General features: G+C 64.2%; 22 protein-coding genes. 1 reads left to right on the forward strand and 21 read right to left on the reverse strand.

Annotated elements, in window-relative coordinates:
- Positions 1-92 precede the first annotated feature (92 nt).
- From BM075_RS03155 to BM075_RS03250, 21 genes are all read right to left on the reverse strand, one after another.
- Positions 93-431 carry a phage tail assembly chaperone gene (locus BM075_RS03155; RefSeq protein ID WP_093359191.1) on the reverse strand — a complete coding sequence of 113 codons (339 nt, stop codon included), beginning with the start codon at positions 429-431 and terminating at the stop codon, positions 93-95.
- Positions 428-2743 carry a phage tail tape measure protein gene (locus BM075_RS03160; protein WP_093359192.1) on the reverse strand — a complete coding sequence of 772 codons (2316 nt, stop codon included), beginning with the start codon at positions 2741-2743 and terminating at the stop codon, positions 428-430. The genes BM075_RS03155 and BM075_RS03160 overlap by 4 nt, the downstream gene beginning before the upstream one ends.
- Before the next feature lie 9 nt (positions 2744-2752).
- Complete coding sequence (locus BM075_RS03165) at positions 2753-4360, reverse strand: terminase large subunit (RefSeq protein ID WP_093359193.1); 1608 nt, start codon at positions 4358-4360, stop codon at positions 2753-2755.
- A complete protein-coding gene (locus BM075_RS03170) occupies positions 4338-4706 on the reverse strand; it encodes a phage terminase small subunit P27 family (protein ID WP_342741228.1) in 369 nt (122 codons plus the stop codon). Before BM075_RS03170 ends, BM075_RS03165 begins: the two co-directional genes overlap by 23 nt.
- A gap of 20 nt (positions 4707-4726) precedes the next feature.
- On the reverse strand, positions 4727-5047 hold the full coding sequence (locus BM075_RS03175) for a phage head closure protein (protein ID WP_093359195.1): 321 nt from the start codon (positions 5045-5047) through the stop codon (positions 4727-4729).
- Positions 5044-5460 carry a DUF3168 domain-containing protein gene (locus tag BM075_RS03180; RefSeq protein ID WP_093359196.1) on the reverse strand — a complete coding sequence of 139 codons (417 nt, stop codon included), beginning with the start codon at positions 5458-5460 and terminating at the stop codon, positions 5044-5046. Before BM075_RS03180 ends, BM075_RS03175 begins: the two co-directional genes overlap by 4 nt.
- Positions 5457-5867, reverse strand: a complete 411-nt coding sequence (locus BM075_RS03185) for an HK97-gp10 family putative phage morphogenesis protein (RefSeq protein WP_093359197.1) — start codon at positions 5865-5867, stop codon at positions 5457-5459. The genes BM075_RS03180 and BM075_RS03185 overlap by 4 nt, the downstream gene beginning before the upstream one ends.
- Positions 5867-6178, reverse strand: a complete 312-nt coding sequence (locus BM075_RS03190) for a head-tail connector protein (RefSeq protein ID WP_177208228.1) — start codon at positions 6176-6178, stop codon at positions 5867-5869. Before BM075_RS03190 ends, BM075_RS03185 begins: the two co-directional genes overlap by 1 nt.
- Positions 6179-6180: 2 nt before the next feature.
- Positions 6181-6624, reverse strand: coding sequence for a hypothetical protein (locus BM075_RS03195; protein WP_093359199.1), 444 nt, complete (start codon positions 6622-6624; stop codon positions 6181-6183).
- The gene (locus tag BM075_RS03200) at positions 6624-7109 is read right to left on the reverse strand and encodes a hypothetical protein (protein WP_093359200.1); all 486 of its coding nucleotides are present in this window, start codon (positions 7107-7109) and stop codon (positions 6624-6626) included. The genes BM075_RS03195 and BM075_RS03200 overlap by 1 nt, the downstream gene beginning before the upstream one ends.
- Entirely contained in the window at positions 7106-7465 is a 360-nt protein-coding gene (locus BM075_RS03205) for an HNH endonuclease signature motif containing protein (RefSeq protein WP_093359201.1), read from the reverse strand. The genes BM075_RS03200 and BM075_RS03205 overlap by 4 nt, the downstream gene beginning before the upstream one ends.
- A gap of 6 nt (positions 7466-7471) precedes the next feature.
- Entirely contained in the window at positions 7472-7639 is a 168-nt protein-coding gene (locus BM075_RS24350; RefSeq protein ID WP_177208229.1) for a hypothetical protein, read from the reverse strand.
- The gene (locus BM075_RS03210) at positions 7636-8787 is read right to left on the reverse strand and encodes a phage major capsid protein (protein WP_093359202.1); all 1152 of its coding nucleotides are present in this window, start codon (positions 8785-8787) and stop codon (positions 7636-7638) included. Before BM075_RS03210 ends, BM075_RS24350 begins: the two co-directional genes overlap by 4 nt.
- Positions 8788-8789: 2 nt before the next feature.
- Complete coding sequence (locus tag BM075_RS03215) at positions 8790-9290, reverse strand: HK97 family phage prohead protease (RefSeq protein WP_093359203.1); 501 nt, start codon at positions 9288-9290, stop codon at positions 8790-8792.
- Positions 9290-9547 (reverse strand): spike base protein, RCAP_Rcc01079 family, encoded by a 258-nt coding sequence (locus tag BM075_RS03220; protein ID WP_093359204.1) that lies wholly within the window; start codon positions 9545-9547, stop codon positions 9290-9292. Before BM075_RS03220 ends, BM075_RS03215 begins: the two co-directional genes overlap by 1 nt.
- The gene (locus tag BM075_RS03225) at positions 9547-9933 is read right to left on the reverse strand and encodes a hypothetical protein (protein ID WP_093359205.1); all 387 of its coding nucleotides are present in this window, start codon (positions 9931-9933) and stop codon (positions 9547-9549) included. The genes BM075_RS03220 and BM075_RS03225 overlap by 1 nt, the downstream gene beginning before the upstream one ends.
- Positions 9920-11110, reverse strand: a complete 1191-nt coding sequence (locus BM075_RS03230) for a phage portal protein (RefSeq protein ID WP_093359206.1) — start codon at positions 11108-11110, stop codon at positions 9920-9922. Before BM075_RS03230 ends, BM075_RS03225 begins: the two co-directional genes overlap by 14 nt.
- A gap of 272 nt (positions 11111-11382) precedes the next feature.
- Complete coding sequence (locus tag BM075_RS03235) at positions 11383-11670, reverse strand: hypothetical protein (RefSeq protein ID WP_093359207.1); 288 nt, start codon at positions 11668-11670, stop codon at positions 11383-11385.
- Positions 11667-11888 carry a DNA-binding protein gene (locus BM075_RS03240; protein WP_093359410.1) on the reverse strand — a complete coding sequence of 74 codons (222 nt, stop codon included), beginning with the start codon at positions 11886-11888 and terminating at the stop codon, positions 11667-11669. Before BM075_RS03240 ends, BM075_RS03235 begins: the two co-directional genes overlap by 4 nt.
- A 57-nt stretch (positions 11889-11945) precedes the next feature.
- Positions 11946-12983 (reverse strand): bifunctional DNA primase/polymerase, encoded by a 1038-nt coding sequence (locus tag BM075_RS03245; protein ID WP_093359208.1) that lies wholly within the window; start codon positions 12981-12983, stop codon positions 11946-11948.
- Positions 12983-13915 carry a hypothetical protein gene (locus tag BM075_RS03250; RefSeq protein ID WP_245758727.1) on the reverse strand — a complete coding sequence of 311 codons (933 nt, stop codon included), beginning with the start codon at positions 13913-13915 and terminating at the stop codon, positions 12983-12985. The genes BM075_RS03245 and BM075_RS03250 overlap by 1 nt, the downstream gene beginning before the upstream one ends.
- Positions 13916-14497: 582 nt before the next feature.
- Between BM075_RS03250 and BM075_RS03255 the strand changes: the two genes are divergently transcribed.
- On the forward strand, positions 14498-15013 hold the full coding sequence (locus BM075_RS03255; protein ID WP_093359209.1) for a GNAT family N-acetyltransferase: 516 nt from the start codon (positions 14498-14500) through the stop codon (positions 15011-15013).
- Positions 15014-15252: the final 239 nt, after the last annotated feature.

The following is a 15252-nucleotide window of genomic DNA, read 5'->3' on the forward strand; positions in this document are numbered from 1 at the left end:
GATCCGGGATGCGCATCCCGGTTTCAAGGAATGCACTGAAACTTCTACGCGCGTAGAGATTTCGATGACGAACTGTGTAAGCGCTTACACCTTCACCCGAACACCGCATCGAACAACGCCGGGGTGATGCCTGACCTCGGCGCTGGGTCTGCCTTCCCGCCGCCCAGCCACTCCCGGTCCATCTCGGTCAGGATCTCGACGTGGTGCGGTTCCAGCGGCATCCGGGCGAGGCGGCACCATGCCTCTATCTCCTGGTAGGTGATCGGATTCGGCCCCAGACCGCCGTAGGAGCGTGTCCTGTGCAGGGCCATGAAGGCCCCCCAGAGCACCCGCCCCGCCTCTGGCAAGTTCGGTGCCTTCCCGGCCCGCACGCTGTCCCTGACGGCCTTCACCATGAGCCGGGTAAGCCGCCGCTGGCCCGCCGGGGTCATCCAACCCTCCGAGGGTCTTTCCTGATGCGGGCGGCAGTCTTCGGCGCAACGTGCCGGTCATAGTGCTGGAGTCCCGCCCTCGTCGCTGAGTCGGCCTCAGACCGCGATACATCCCTCACGTACCCCTGCCAGCGTCCCTGCGCGTCCATATCGACCTCGACCGACAAGCGAATGTCCTGCGCCCCGCCTCCGCCCTTCGTGTGGTCCGTCACGGTCTCCCGTGGGTGGAGTATCGCGGGGAACCCGCCCTTGCCGTCCAGGCCCCCTGTCCGTGAGCCTGAGCCTGTGTAGCCGCCGCCGTCGAAGGACAGCATCTTGCCCAGCATCGCGACAGGATTGTTGCCGCCGCCCATCCCCGACACGCCGAGGAACGCCTGCATCATCTGGACGCGGGCAATCTCCATCAAGAGTTCCCCGACCGCCTCTTTCGCCGACTTCGAGCCGTCGATGACACCCATGAAAATGTCCGACAACGCGCCCGCCCCGCGTTCTGCGGCCGCTTCAATCTCATTCAGCTTTCCCGCCGCTTCCTCCGCCGACGTCCCGGCCTCCACATAGGCTTGCGCGAGCCGGTTGATCTCGGCTTCCAACTCCGGAGTGATCTCCTTCCCGGCCTTCTGCGCCGCGTGGAGGAGCTCCGCCTTGGTGCGGGCGAGGTCGATAGCCGCCGCATAGTTGCCGCCGCTCACAGCGACCGCCGCCAGTGCTGCCGCCTCGGCATTCAGGGCCGCAGTCTTGTCCCGGATAGCCTCCGCCTCACGCGCATAATCGTCGGCACGAGAACGGCCACCACCGCCACCCTTGCCACCACCGCCGCGAGACTTGGGCGCATCGGGCACCCCGAAGCTGGCATCGACGCTCGGTCGTTGCGGACGGATGGAGGATTCGGGAGCGAACTCGCCCGGACGGATCTCCACGGGAATGCCGCGTCCACGTCCATTCTGCGGCCCCACAGGCAGGGATGCGCCCATACCCGCAGCCTCCCGGATCGCACTACCAAGCGCCGCCGCCACGGTCAGAACCTGACCGATCACGCTGCCGAGTGCCTGCACCTGCGCGATCGCATTGCTGAAGTCCACCTTGTCGGCTTCGTCCAGCGCCTCGAAGGCACCCAGGGCGTTGGTCTGAACCACGCCAAGTTCCTCGGCAAAGGCGTCGGCCTCTATCGTTCCACCTGCGAACTCACCGGCAAGGCGACGCATCTCCATGGCGCTCGCCGACAGGGTTTGAGCCACATCCGCATAGCCCCACGCGCGGGCGAGGTTGGCGGATTGCTCCAGCGCCGCTGCCGTCTGGTTCGCCTCGTCTCCAAGGCCGGCAAACTGCTTGCGAAGCTCCGTTATGTCGGTTGCGGCCTCGTCCACCACGTCCCGGTTCGCATTGAGGACGTCGTAGAAATCATCTCCCAGCACGGCCCGTCCTTGCGCCTCGGACGGAAACAGCCGGTCCAGCTTTGCCCGCAGATCGGTGGCCTCGGTTGCGATACCCGCGAAGGCGACGGCCGCTCGCTTGCCGAAGTTCCCGACCGTCACGGAAAGCTCGTTGAACCTCCGGTCCAGCTCGTCGGCTTTGGCAATCATCGCGTCGTCCATGACCGCGCCGACTTGATGCGCTTGGGTGATGGTGCGCCTCAGGCCCTCGGCGCCCTGGTCCAGCAACTCCACGAAGCGTTCGCCCGCGCTGCCCCCGAAGACTTCATCGGCAATGCGGATCTGCGCGGCGCGGTCCATGCCCTCCAGCCGGTCGATGATGTCGAGCATGAGTTCGGAGGGATCTTCCAGCCCCCGCTTGAGCCTGTCCGCTCCAAGGCTCAGACGCTGGAACGCCTCCGCCGCCGGGCCGCCGCCGGTCACTATGAACTCGTCCGCGCGCAGGTTCAGTTCCTTGAATCCGTCGACAAGCTGGTCGACGCCAATCCGGTTCTGTTCGGCAACGAAGCTCCATTCCTGAAACGCTTGCGCCGAAAGGCCCGACCGCTTGGCCTCGTTGCCGATCTCCGCAATGCCCTTCACGGTCCCGGCAATGTCAGTCGACAATTTCGCCAACGCTGCCGTCGCGGCTCCTGCGACGAAGCCCGCTGCCATCGTTCGACCGAAGGCGCCGATCTTCGAGGATGTGGTGGCGAGCGCCCGGTTGATCGCGCTCGTCGACCGCAACATGTCCCGTTCCATCGCGCGTGTAGCCGAACCGGAGCCTGTGCGCAGGCGGGTGTAGGACCGGGTGCCCGTGCGCTCTGCCTTCTTCATGCGCTTCTCGAACTCGTTGATCCGCGCTTCGAGCTGGACGATCAGCCGTTCCTTGTCATCTGCCATCTGTCAGCCTCATGCGAAGTACATGTCGTCGTTGAACCAGCTCGCCTCGGTGACGAACTGGACATCTCCGGCCGCGCAGCGTGCGACCGCCATAGCCGTTGCAACCGCCCCGTCGATCTTGTTGCCGGACTTGCCCTTGTGGAAACTGCGGTTTCCGGCCTGGTCGACGTGAAGCTGGATATTTTCGAAGTTCCACCGCAGCACGGGGTGGCCGCCGTGGTTGAACCGCCGCGCGAGAATGGCCCGCTCCAGTTCCTTCACCGCCGGCGCCATGCTCACCCACCCTTGCCGGAACTCGACCGCCGGAAGCCCGTCGTCGTCGAGATCGGCCATCATGCTCCGCCCGTAGGTAGGATCAAAGGCGATTTCGCGAACGTTGAACCGGGCGCAAAGCTCCCGGATATGCGTCTCCACGGCCCTCAGGTCGACCGTGTTGCCGGGCGTGGGGATGATGTAGCCGTCCTCCGCCCAGGACACGTAATCGACGCCGTGACGTTCGCCGCGGGCGCGCAGGTTGTCCTCCGGGCAGAAGAACCACGGGTGCACCTGGTAGCCGTCCTCGCCGTTCTCCCAGCAGGCGACAACGCAGGTGAGGTCTTCGTTCTTGGACAAATCGACGCCGAGCCAGCACGGCGCCTGCACCATGTCCAGTTCTTCGAGGTCGACGGGGTGCGCACCCTGGTCATAGACGTGCATCTCCACGAACGGACTGGTGGAGGCATCGAGCCACTGGTTCAGGTTGAATTGCCGGAAGCTGTCCCGTTCGAAAGGGCTGTGTTCCGCCTTGCGCGCCTTGTCTCGAAAGCCTGCAATGTCGGGATAGCCGTGCTTTAAGCCCGGGTTCACGGCGAACCAGAGCGCTTCGTCGGTCCAGTCGTCTTCGGCCTCCGCCATGAAGATGACAGGCAGCGTGGCTGGATCGTCTATCTCGCCCTTCTGCACGTTGATCGCGTATTCGACCGTCTTCCACGCAAGGTTTTCCTGCCCGCGCCCCGACGTACTGGCGACGATCATCAGCGTTCCCGGAACCTTCACCAGTGCGGAGTCCAACGCCTCCCACTGGCGCAACCCCGGCCGGCCCTCCCAGGCGTGGAGCTCGTCGGCAATGACAACGTTTGGCGTCTTGCCGTGCTGCACCTTCCCGTCAGACGCCACGGCGATGTAGCGGGTGCGCTGCTTGGGATAGGAGATCCGGCTCACGTACTCCCGCACGGACAGATGCTTCGCTAGCCGCCGGTCATGGTCGACGATCAGGGCGGCTTCGTTGAACAGCTCCAGCGCCTGTTCGTGCGCAGAGGCCGCCGAGACGATCAGCCCGCCCGGTTCCCGCTCGGGACCGGCCAGGTGCAGCAGCGTGATCGCGGCGCACAGACTGGTCTTTCTGTTGCCCCGCGGCAGCAGCAGCACGACGCGCCGCACGATCCGCCGGCCGTCCTCGTGGCGCGGGCCGTAGATCCGGCGAATGGTCCTTTCCGCCCATGGGTCCAGTTGAAACGGATGCCCCGGCGCCGGGTTTTTCGGGTGCTTGAGCCTGCGGAGCCAGTCCACCGCGCGCTGCCCGTAGCCGAGAGGATCGGGGATTTCGGTCTCGTCCTCAATCCAGGAGGGAATCATCATCGTCGTCATCCCGGATTGCCGGCCGCGAGCGCGACACAGGTGTGAGGCCAAGTTCGGCCGCGAGAAGGCGCGCGCGGGTCATCGCGTCGGACTGGATGCCAACGGCGGGGTTGCGCTTCATCACCCCGTCCACGTCGATCACGTGCCCGTAGTCTTGAAGGTGCCGGTCCATCTCCCGAACCGTGCCCATTGCCATGCAGTAGTTCTCCAGGCTTCCGAGGTCCGCGACCGTAAGAATGCGCCGCTCGGCAAGGATCGGCATCACCCGGTCCCATTCCTCGGCGGCGTCCTCCGACATCCACTCCGGGGCGGCGAGATCGGTGATCGCCTCAGGGTCCTGCCGCATGGTCGGTTTCACCCCTCGCATCAGCCTGCCCCCAGCTTCTCGCAGCGGATCTCAAGGCCCCGGCCGTCCTCGATCTCGGCGACGGTCTTGATGTTGAAGTCCTCCCCACGGAACCGGACCCGATCCGCGTTGGTCACATCGCCGAAGTACCGGGTGCGGAACACCACGCTTTCGACATCGCCAGCGCCCTGAGCGTTGACGAACTCGCTGGCTTCCTGGCGGATCACCTCGGCGCGGAGGTGCGCATGATCGGCCCACGTTTCCACCGGCGTGCCCGCATCGTTCACGGTATTGGTTGCGCGCTGGATCTGGATCACGCGCCGGAGCCTGCCCGATTTCATGCCGGCACCCCGCTCACCAGAACCTCGACCGTCACCACGCCGTGCGAGGTCTCCCCGTCCGGATCGCGCATGGCGCGAGTACCTGAAACCTTTACATCGGCCGCGTGAAGTCCGGGGCCAAGCGTAAGGCGTCCTTCCCACAAGGCGCCCCTGACGGCCCCGCAGATGACCTTCACACCTTCCAATGACGGTTCTCGCTTCCACACGTGGATCGTGTGATAGACGCGCGTATGGAGGCGCTGGAGGCTGCTTCCCTCGTCGACCTCCTGACTCTCCCCGAGGACGATGGACGGCGACGGCGCAGGCCGCTGGTTGCGGTCCAGAATGCTCGCAGGGGGTACAAGGTCGGTGACAGCGGGCGTGGCCACCAACCGTGCCCGGATCGCCTTCTGCACTTCGAGGTCGATGCTCATTTGCCTGCTTCCCGCACTGCCTTGGAGATCGCGCGCTTGATCCGGTTCAGCGACCGCTTGCGGTGGAGCCGGAAGCCGGGCCAGAAGTAGGCCTGCGCTGCGGTGTCCTTCGTGCCGTACTCGGCAAGGTGGGCGTAGCGAACATCGGTATTGCCGGCCGTGATCGAGACGGCGTTCTCGGGAACCGTGTAAGACCCGCCGGGCTGAGAATAGGGCGGCGTAGCCTGACCGGGACCAGTGACGGCAATGCTGTCCCGCAGATCGCCGCTGTCAACAGGCGCAAGGGTGCGCATGGCCGCGGCGGTTTCCTCCGCCGACTTCATCAACGCGGGTTTGACCGCCTCCCGAACCTCCTTCGGGATTGCGTTCATGCGCTTCTGGAATTTCGAAAGCCCGCCGTCGCCCATCAGAATGTGAACTCCCGGAACTCGGTGACGATCTCGCGCACGCCGTAGGGGGTTTCCTTCGCGCCATCTCCCGCAGCCTCGCGACATTCGTACCACCAGGCGGCAAGCTGACTGACAGCCTCCACCAGCGCGGGCGGCACCGGGTCCTGATCCTGCCCGCCGTAGGTGTCGGAGATGATGAAGCCGAGAAGACGGTTGACGTGGTTCTCTGCGGCGTCGATCAGCCGGGCCAAAAGGGCGTCGTCGGTGCTCCCGATGTCATCGGTGAACGCCAGATGCTCCTTCAATTCCTCTACCGTTACGATAGCCATGATCAGGTATCCTCGCTGCGCTGGATCGCACCATTCGGTTGAATGTCCACCTCAAGCCGCATCACGACATCCGCCTCCCCGAAGACCTCGCCGATGCGCATGACGAATCCCATCCAGGCGCGCTCGGTGACACCATCCGGCAGCACCAGCCGGAAAGGGAAATCCGAGGACGAATACGCGGCCTTCCACAAGACAACTTGCCCGGCATCGGTGAGGTCATTGCCGAGAACGATCTGCATCGCCTGGCGCCGCAATGCCGACTTGGCAAACTCGACTTCCTGCGGTCCATCGGGATCGCAGGCAACCGTGGCCTCGTCCATCTGCCATTCCACGCCGAGGGTGCCGAGCGTCTCCGTCTCGCCAATCTCTACCCAGCCGGCCGCCGGGATAGGACCGTCAGGCAGGTCAGCAATGAATATCCGACTTCCCGCCGTGGAGTAGATCATCAGGCACCGGCAGCATCGACGCGCGTAACCGGCGAGTTGATCCAGATCGACGAGTGGAATTTCAGGATCGCGTCGACGCCCTCGGCTTCCTCCGCGGCGCTCCCGACCATGCCGATGAAGTAGCGAACGCTCGGGGTACCGCCGTCCGGGGCGTCGTTGAACTGGATCTTGAAGGCATAGTTGAAGTCGGTCTTCTCGGCCGCGACCAGCGCCACCTGACCGGGATCGGCGTAGTTGATCGCCATCACGAGATCCAGCGTCCCGGCATCGCGGGTGCCCTTGGCACGGGTAATGCGGCCGTCCTTGAGACCTGCGAAGGTGACTTCGTTGGACGTGTCGCCGAACCGGCCGATACTCTCGACCTCGCCGTTGGCGCCGATCTCGGTGTAGCTGAGCGCCTCGTAGGCTGCTTCATTCGCTGGTTCCGTGTCCTGCGACGTGGTGCTGATGAAAATCAGGGTGTCCTTTGCGCTGTATACGCTCATTGTTTCGGTCTCCTGGTCAGGCGCCGTTCTTCACGTTGCTTCGCGCCGGAATGACAATGTGTGCACAGGGCTTGCCAGTTGGTGCGGTCCCAGAACCGCGCTGGATCGCCCTTGTGCGGGGTGATGTGGTCGACGAGATCGGCCGGCCCGCCGCACCGCCGGCACCGGGGATGCTCGGCAAGGAAGGCAAGCCGTGCCTTTTCCCATGTGCCGGTGTAGCCCCGCTGACTTGAATTCGGACGCTTGCGGTCGTGCCGGGCATTTCGCTCGGCAGCCCGCTTACGCTCGCAGGGACAGCGCACGCCGGCCGCGACACGGTGACCGCACGCGCAGATCCGGGGTGGCTTGCTGGGCATGGCACGTCAGTCCGCCTTCTTCGACTTCGAGACCTTGAAGCGGTGCTCGTCGCCGTCGCGGGTGCGAATGACGGTCTCGCCATCGCTCTCGGTAACGCTGACGCCGCCCTTGGTCTTGCGGAGGTCAGCCACGAAGGCGTCGATCTCGGCTTGGCTCTTGCTCACGGTGCTCATGCTGCCACCCCTTCGAGTACGGCGATTGCTTCGGGCATGACCGTGGCCCCGCCGACGCGGCGACGGGCGCGGATCTTCACGATGCCGTTGTCCGCTCCCGTGTAGTCGTCCCGCATGGTCTGAATGCCGATGCGGTCCACGATCTGATAGCCGGTGTGGAAGTCGCCGAATGCGACGGGATAGGCACCCGCGGCGAGGTCCGGCATATCGACCATCTCGACAACCGGCCGGCCGAACAGCGAGGACGGTGCCGAGTCCGTAAGGCCGGGCTGCCAGATGAACGCGCCGTTGGCATCTTTCAGCCCCCGGATCGTCGCGAGCGACTTGCGGTTCAAAGCCCAGGTGGCCCGACGCGCGTATTCGGTCGGCAGCGCGTAGTAGAGCGCCATGAGCGCGTCGACGAAATCGGAGCCATCATCCTTGACGTTGATCGACTGGTAGGACGCCGCATCGGCGAGGAAGCCCGTGGGCTTGCCGTTGCCGTCTCCATTGACGAAAGCCGCAGCTTCCATCTTGGCGAACTCGCGCGCGATGTGGTTGCGCAGGAACGCTTCAAGGTCGATGAAACTGTCTTCCAGGAGATGCTGCGAAACGGGCACGATGACCGCTTGCTCAAACACTTCGATCTTCTGTTGATCGAAGGCCGGTTCGGAGGTCGGCCGCGGACCCATCTCGGTCACCCACCCCGGCTGGACATTCGAGACCAGCTTCGGAATGTAGACCTCGGTCGTACCGATCGACATGGTGTTCGCGACCGAGCGCATCGGGCTCTGTTCGGAGATCCCCTGCAAGATGCGCGTCGAGAACTCCGGGGCGACGACATAGCCGCCGGCGGTGTTCGTTCCGAGGTTCAGGGTCTTCTTCTCGACATCATCGAGCGCCTGGACACCGGAGCGCAGGAAGACGGAAAGCGCCTTCTTCTCGATGTCGTCGCCCTTGTCGTGCGAGCCGTCACCGGCGGCGCGGTTGGTCTTCGCCTCCAGCTTGTCCAGCCGCTCCACCAGTTTCGTGGTGTCGGCCTTCTTCTCGACCGTGGCCAGCCGCTCGTCGACGGTCTCGGTCAGGTCCTTCACGGCCTTCGTGACGACATCGACAGGATCGTCTTCGTCGCCTTTCCGGATGAAGTGGTTTTGGGGGAAGTGTTTCATGGCTACCTCGTAAGTTGCGCCGCGGCGCGGTTCAGGATCTCGGCGAGGCGGATCGCCTGCACCGCGGATTTGGCAGAAGTCACGCGCGCGCCCGGATGCATCGGGAGGGTCACGAGCGAGACTTCCATCAGTTCAAGTGCTTTGATCGTGCGGCCGCCGCCCTTGCGCTTCTCGGCACCTTTGGTCGTGAACCCGATGCTGAGCCCCCGCACCGCGCCAGAACGGACGAGCGCCCGGATCTCCCGCGCCCGTGGCAGATCCTCGACGAGAAGCTTGCCGGAGATGTGCAAGCCGTCTGCCTTTTCCTCGGCTGAATCCCACGCGCCCACCGGGTCGTTCTGGTCGTGGCCAAACAACATCGGAAGCGGCAGGGACGCGGACTTGAAGGCGCCGGGTTCAATCCAGTCGCCAACCCGATCCGGCGAGCCGAACGGCCATGCTAAGCCGGAGACAGTGCCGTCGTCTTCGGCGAGGATCTTGGTTTCGACGAGCAGCCTTTCCATCAGACCAGCCCGTAAATGCCGGTGGCCGTGGTGCCGGTGGCCCTCACCCTGACCGGGCGCAGTCCCCGCTCAACGAGGGGGTCCAGTGCCGCTGACATCTCGTTGCCGGACGCGGAGACGATCACGGCCGTTCCCGCTCCGGTGCAGGTCAACGCCCTGGGCAGGAACGGCAGATCGGCATTGTCATCCGGGGTGATCGGAATCCAGTCGTCGGCGGGGCCAGTGATGCTGGGGGCGTATCGGGTGAATTTATCCATTACCTTCCTCTGAATGCTGAGCGGTTGGAGGCGAAGTCGTCGACCTGCGCCTGTACCCAGGCCGCCGACTTGAGAAGGCGCACGACATTTGCTTGGGAGAACGGAATGGGCTTGCCGTCTTCCTCGATCTCCCAACCGAGAACGCAGGCGGCGAGGCACTCAAGCCGCAGCCGCTCGCGGGCGTCGGCCGGCACCCTCCCGTCCGGATCGGCGGCTTCCGCCAGATCGTCGGACAAGCGAAGCCGTGCGCGGTTCTGCGTGGCGCTGTCTGGCCCCGCGATCCGCAACTTGATCCCCGTGGGCTTGCCCGTCACGGGATCGGCCAGTTCGAACTCGCGGCCCCGGTCCTGGTCCTGCGCGTCCGCGAGAATGTCACTCAGGTCCATCGTCGGTTTCCTTGTCGACTGACGCATCGGAGGTGATGTTCGGGTTCAGGAATTCGTTGCCGCCCTCACGCGGCAGAAGACCAAGCCAGGCGCGGCCCTCATTGGGGTTGATCGTGCGCGACGAGATCAGGCTGTTGATGACGGTCGCGCGGGTGTTCAGATCGGCGCGGGTGAGGTCGTCGCGGTCGAAGCGGATCACCTTGCCGGCGCGCTCGTCGGGCAGGAACAGGCCCCGCCGAAGCGCGCCTTCCATGGCCCGCAGCCACGGCTCAAGGCAGTAGACCAGGAACTCGCGGCCCATTTGTTCGGTGTTGCTCCAGGTTGCACGGTCCAGTTCGAACAGCATCGACGGCGGCACCCGGAACGCGCGGGCAATTTCGAGGATCTGGAACTTGCGGTTTTCGAGGAACTGCGCGTCGGTGGAGTTGAACGTAAACGGCTCGAACTCGGCGCCGTCGTAGAGGATCGCCGTCTGGCCGCCGGTGTCTTCGCCCTCGTGGGTCGCGCGCCACGCAGCACGCGCCTTCTTCACCGACTCCTCACCCATGCCCTTCGGGAACTTGAGTGCCCCCGAGGGCCGGGCGCCACGGCCAAAGAGCCGGGCCGCATGGCGCTCCATCACGAAGGCAACGCCGATAGCCTCCTTCGCCAGCGTGAGCGGGGCGCGGCCGAAGGGGCTGCGAAGGTGGATGATGTTCGCCGCGGGCTCGGGGCGGTTGCTGATGCGATAGCTCGGCTCGCCCGTCACCGGGTCATACTCGACTGAGATGACGCCTTGCGCGTAGCGGATGATCTCCACCGGCCGGCCATTCACACGGTTGACCCAGGCCATGCCGCCGGCATCGTACCGCAGCGCATCGGCCACGAGATCACGGATCAGCTCGTATCCGCTGGTCCAGTCGTTCGCCGCGCCGGTCAGCAGCGCCGCTGCCGCATCGTCGTTCAGCGTCTGCCGCTCGTCGGAGGTCTTCACGGCAATGTCGAGACTTGCAACGGCTTCGGAGATCACCCGAATTGCGGAACTGACGGCCGGTACACGAAGGGCCGCCTCGGCAGAGAGGCTGACACCCGAGTAAGTCGGAGTGGCGCCGAACAATTCGAGCAGCCAGTCCTCAGGAACGCTGAGCGACTTCGCTTCGATCTCGGGTTGGTTTTTTTGCTTCGAAAACGGCCACATACCGGAAAGATACCCGGCGGTATGCGGCCCGGTAAGCTGGCCAGATGCAGGAACTCATTGGTTTTTGGAGGTTTTCGTGGGGTGCGAAAATTCCAGTTTCGGGCAAATGTTGCGACGAGGACCCCGCGCCGGTCCCCCAGGGAGGTGGAAAGTTGAAGACCACCCCCCCTTGGAACGTTCCCAAGCAATGAGAAGTTTGGGAAGTGAGACAATCCGTTACGCGCGTAACGGTTTCCGGGCGGTGTGTTCCAACTTGGAACGCACGATCCATCTCACTCGTCGAGATCTTCCAGGTCGGCGAGCGCCTCCCGAACCTTCTCCTTCGCGGCTTCGATGATGATCGGCTTGGCATCGCTGAGGATGCGCATCCCTTTGTGGTTCCACCACAGCCGTACTTCGCCCTTGTACCGCACGAGTTGCAGGTCATCGACATGGACGGGCCACATCCCGACGCTGAAGGTGGCCAGCAAGACAGCATCGCCCTTGAGCTTTGCCGGTGGCAGGCACATCGCCACGTTGTAGATGCGCGGGTTCGGGTCTCTCGTGAGATCGCTGGTCATTTGGTCCTCATCCATTCATTGAGTTCAGTGCGGGTTGCGAAGTAGCGGCCCGAGCCGGGCGGCTGGTAGATCGGCACGTCGTCTCGCTTGGCCAGCTTGCGGGCCGTGTCGACGGACACGCCGAGAGCCGAAGCAATAGGGCTGAGCCCCCACAGTCGTTCGGGGCCGCTGGTAATGGCGTCGAAGCGCCATGGGTCGAGAGGGGGTTTCCTGTTCATGTTCATTGCTCGTTTCCTCGTTCGGGTGTCGTTTTGCCTGCCTGCCTCCCCTTCCCCTTACCCGGGGGGAGAAGGTGTATAGTGATCTTTGCCGGAATCCGCCATTTGCTCGGCGAAGCGGTAACGGCCGGCTCGCCGTCCACGGATCGGCCTGCTCACCTCCTGAATGAAGCCTCGCTCTATGAGCACATCGCGTGCACGGATGATGCGGGTGCGGTGCCACGGCGGGCTGCCCGCCTCGCTCATGGCAGTCGGCGCAATGGCGAAATTCGGCCGCTTGCTGTGCCAGCGCTTGAACATCTGGTAGAGCACCAGCGCTTCCGGCTGGTCGATCAGGTCATCCATGTACCCGTCCTCCGCTGTTATCTGGGGCTTGCGAAGACCAAGGTAGTTGCGGCCCTCGCACTCGTACCGCCACGCCGAACGGGCGCAGCGCTCCACCTCGACGAGGCCTAGGGGATCGGGGAACGAACCGGCCCAGCTTGCCGCCACGTCGATCAGGGCTTCCACGTCATCGCAGAAGCGCGCCTGCGTCATGCAGTGGCGCCAGAGGGCGTTGTTGCGCTCGCCGTCCTGTACACCCTCAGCCGCCCGTGTGTAGCCGTCCTCCAGCGCGCCTGCGCGGATGGTGGGAAGGTCGTTGAGGTTCGCCACAGACCCGCTCAGGAAGCGATAGGCGGCCCCGAGATCTTCACGCCACGACGGCGGGGCGATGGTGAAGCCGCCCCCCAGCACGTCTATGGGCAGGCCCCTGAACGGTCGAATGCGCCGCCCCTCGCCATTCCCGCGATACCAGAGCTTGCCCTTGCCGCTTGCCGTCCTGATCCTGACCGGGGTATCGCCGAAGCGCTCCACGGCGGACTGCAACCAGGCATCTCCGGCGGCGTCCACGTCGACCTCGACTATCCCGCCCATTCGGATGCCGATGCCCTCTGCCCCGGCGAAACGCGGGTTACTGGCCCACGCGCGCGAGGCATTGGTCCCGGCCCGCTCCCAGTTGCGCACCAGCGGCCTCTTGGCCCTTGCATCCACCGGGAAGGCGACGAGCCCGGCGTTCACGTAGTCGGCAACGTGCTCCGCGAAGACAGCGTGCATCACACCGCCCCCCCGCCGTCAGGGGCCGGCAGAAGGCCATTGATCATGATGCGGTCGTTCGCTTCGAACTGGCGATCCAGGGCGAGTTGGTCGCCGTCGATATGCCGCTCGATTGCGGCCCGCAGGATTTCCGCGATAACGTTCGGCGGCAGCGCTTCAAGCTGGCACGTCCCCCCATCCCAGGACTTGGAACGACTATCAGTTGTTTTCGGTGGCGCGGTGGGGAGGCCGTATCTGGACACCTGTTCGGCCGTCAATGCGACCCGCTCGAAGGCCACGCTGACGAGGCCATGCGGTCGGTCGGACATGACGAAGGCCGTCACGTCTTCGGCCACGCTGTCGAATATGCTTTCCCCGCTGGGATCGAAGTCGCCCAAGTGCAGAATGGTGGCCTCTTTTTCCATTCGGCAAATGCGATCCGCCAGCCGCTTCTTGGCTGTCAGGCTGTCAAAGCCGCCGGAGGAATAGACAGGCACCGAATAGGGTTCGGCGACGTGGTAGAGCTGGGGCAACATTCCTGCGGCCTCGCCCCAGACTTCAATATGCAAGTCCTGTCCAGCCAACTTGTCGCGCGTATAGGTCTCGCCAAGTCGGCGGACGTGTCGCAGGAAGTCATCCCGGTCGACGAAGTGGTCCAGCGAGTAGGTCGTCACGCCGTCGTCGCGAATTGCATCAAAGCTGATCCAGCGCCCTCGGCGAGCATTGGCGAGGTGGTGGCAGAGCCGCTTGTAGGCGCCTTCCGTCTTGTCATAGCCATGCGCTCCAACCAATCGGTAGAAAATTTGGCGGATCGTGAGCGGCCAATATTGGCGGTATTCATCCAGCACTTCTTGCGCCTGGCTGAGCAGCGCTCGGGTGCTGGTGCTCGGACGGTAATCGTCGATATAGCCGCGGGGGCGGAAGTTTTTACGACTTGCCGTAATTTTGCTCATGCCGCGAACCCCCAATGGGTCGCGATGATGGGGTGACGCGCCGCGAGCGATGCGGTATTGTCGTCACGAAGATCCACTTCACACACAATTGCCCCGGTTGCGCACGCCAGCGCGCCGGGGTCTTCGTTCGCACCGGTCAGACCGGGCTTTGAAACTTTCCCGGAACGTTCACCGTTTGTCGGGGCATGTTTTGAAACACGACCCCCTTGTTTTTCATCGGAAAGAGGCCGGATTGCAAATCCGTGTACACCGGTTCGATTCCGGTACTCGCCTCCATTTACTTTCAATGGGCTTCCGATGCTTGCACATTGATCGCGCCTCCCTTCCCATTGACGTTAAAAACAAAGCACCTCGCTGCTCTCCAGTCCCCCGCGCTCTCTCAATCTGCCCCGAAGGCGTTCCGTCGTCGCAACTGACGCATCCCGACTCTCTGGTCTGATTGCGGACTTGTGCGCCGCGCAGCGCGTGGGTTGCCGATGTCGGCGAGGCGCACCGCCTGCCGCCTCGACGCAGGCCCGCATTGAGACCTTAGCGGGAGTTTTCCCATATCAGGCATCCGTTTCACGCCCTATACGAGTTGCCATGACCTCCCGACGCACGACAGCCCCGTTCCGGAGTTACAAACCGTCCGACCGGGACTGGATCATCCGTGCGAACGTCCGCCACTACGAGAGGATCGACGGGTTCGACCCGAGCTTTGCGGAGGCGGTCTCCAAGGCGCTCGATCTGCTTGAGGAAAGGATCGACGACGACACCAGCAAATTCCTGATCGCCGAGGCGGGGGAGATACGCCGCCCGGTCGGCTGCGTCTTTTTCTCCACCGAGCGTGCTGCGGTCGGCCGACTCCGCCTGTTCTACCTCGAAGAGCCGTTTCGGGGCCTGGGGATCGGCAGGCAGATGATCGAAGACCTGATCGGCCACGCCAAGACACATGATTTCGAGAAGATCCTCGTCTCGACCTTCGACCGTCACGAGGCCGCCTGCCGACTCTACCGCAAACTGGGGTTCCGCGAGATGGCAAAAGAACCCGCGACCGCGTTCGGACAGCTGATGTTCCAGATCGACTTCGAGAAGACCCTGCCCGATCACCCCCAGTAACGGCGCAGGCACTCAACCGCACCGAACGACCATGACGTCGGGACCGGTCACGACAGCGATGGCAATGAGGGTCGGGAGAGTTGCCCGCTGCGATGTCGCAGCACCGGGCCGAGCCCGTCTGAGCGTTCATAGCCGTCGACCCCGAAAGCCCGATCCTAACTGGAGACCCCGCTTCGCCACACGAAGGGGCAATAATGTTCGCCTTCCCGTTGAAATCTGCGCACTGTCCATCTAGATAG

Source organism: Tropicimonas isoalkanivorans, from assembly GCF_900112335.1.
GTDB classification, from domain to species: Bacteria; Pseudomonadota; Alphaproteobacteria; order Rhodobacterales; family Rhodobacteraceae; genus Tropicimonas; species Tropicimonas isoalkanivorans.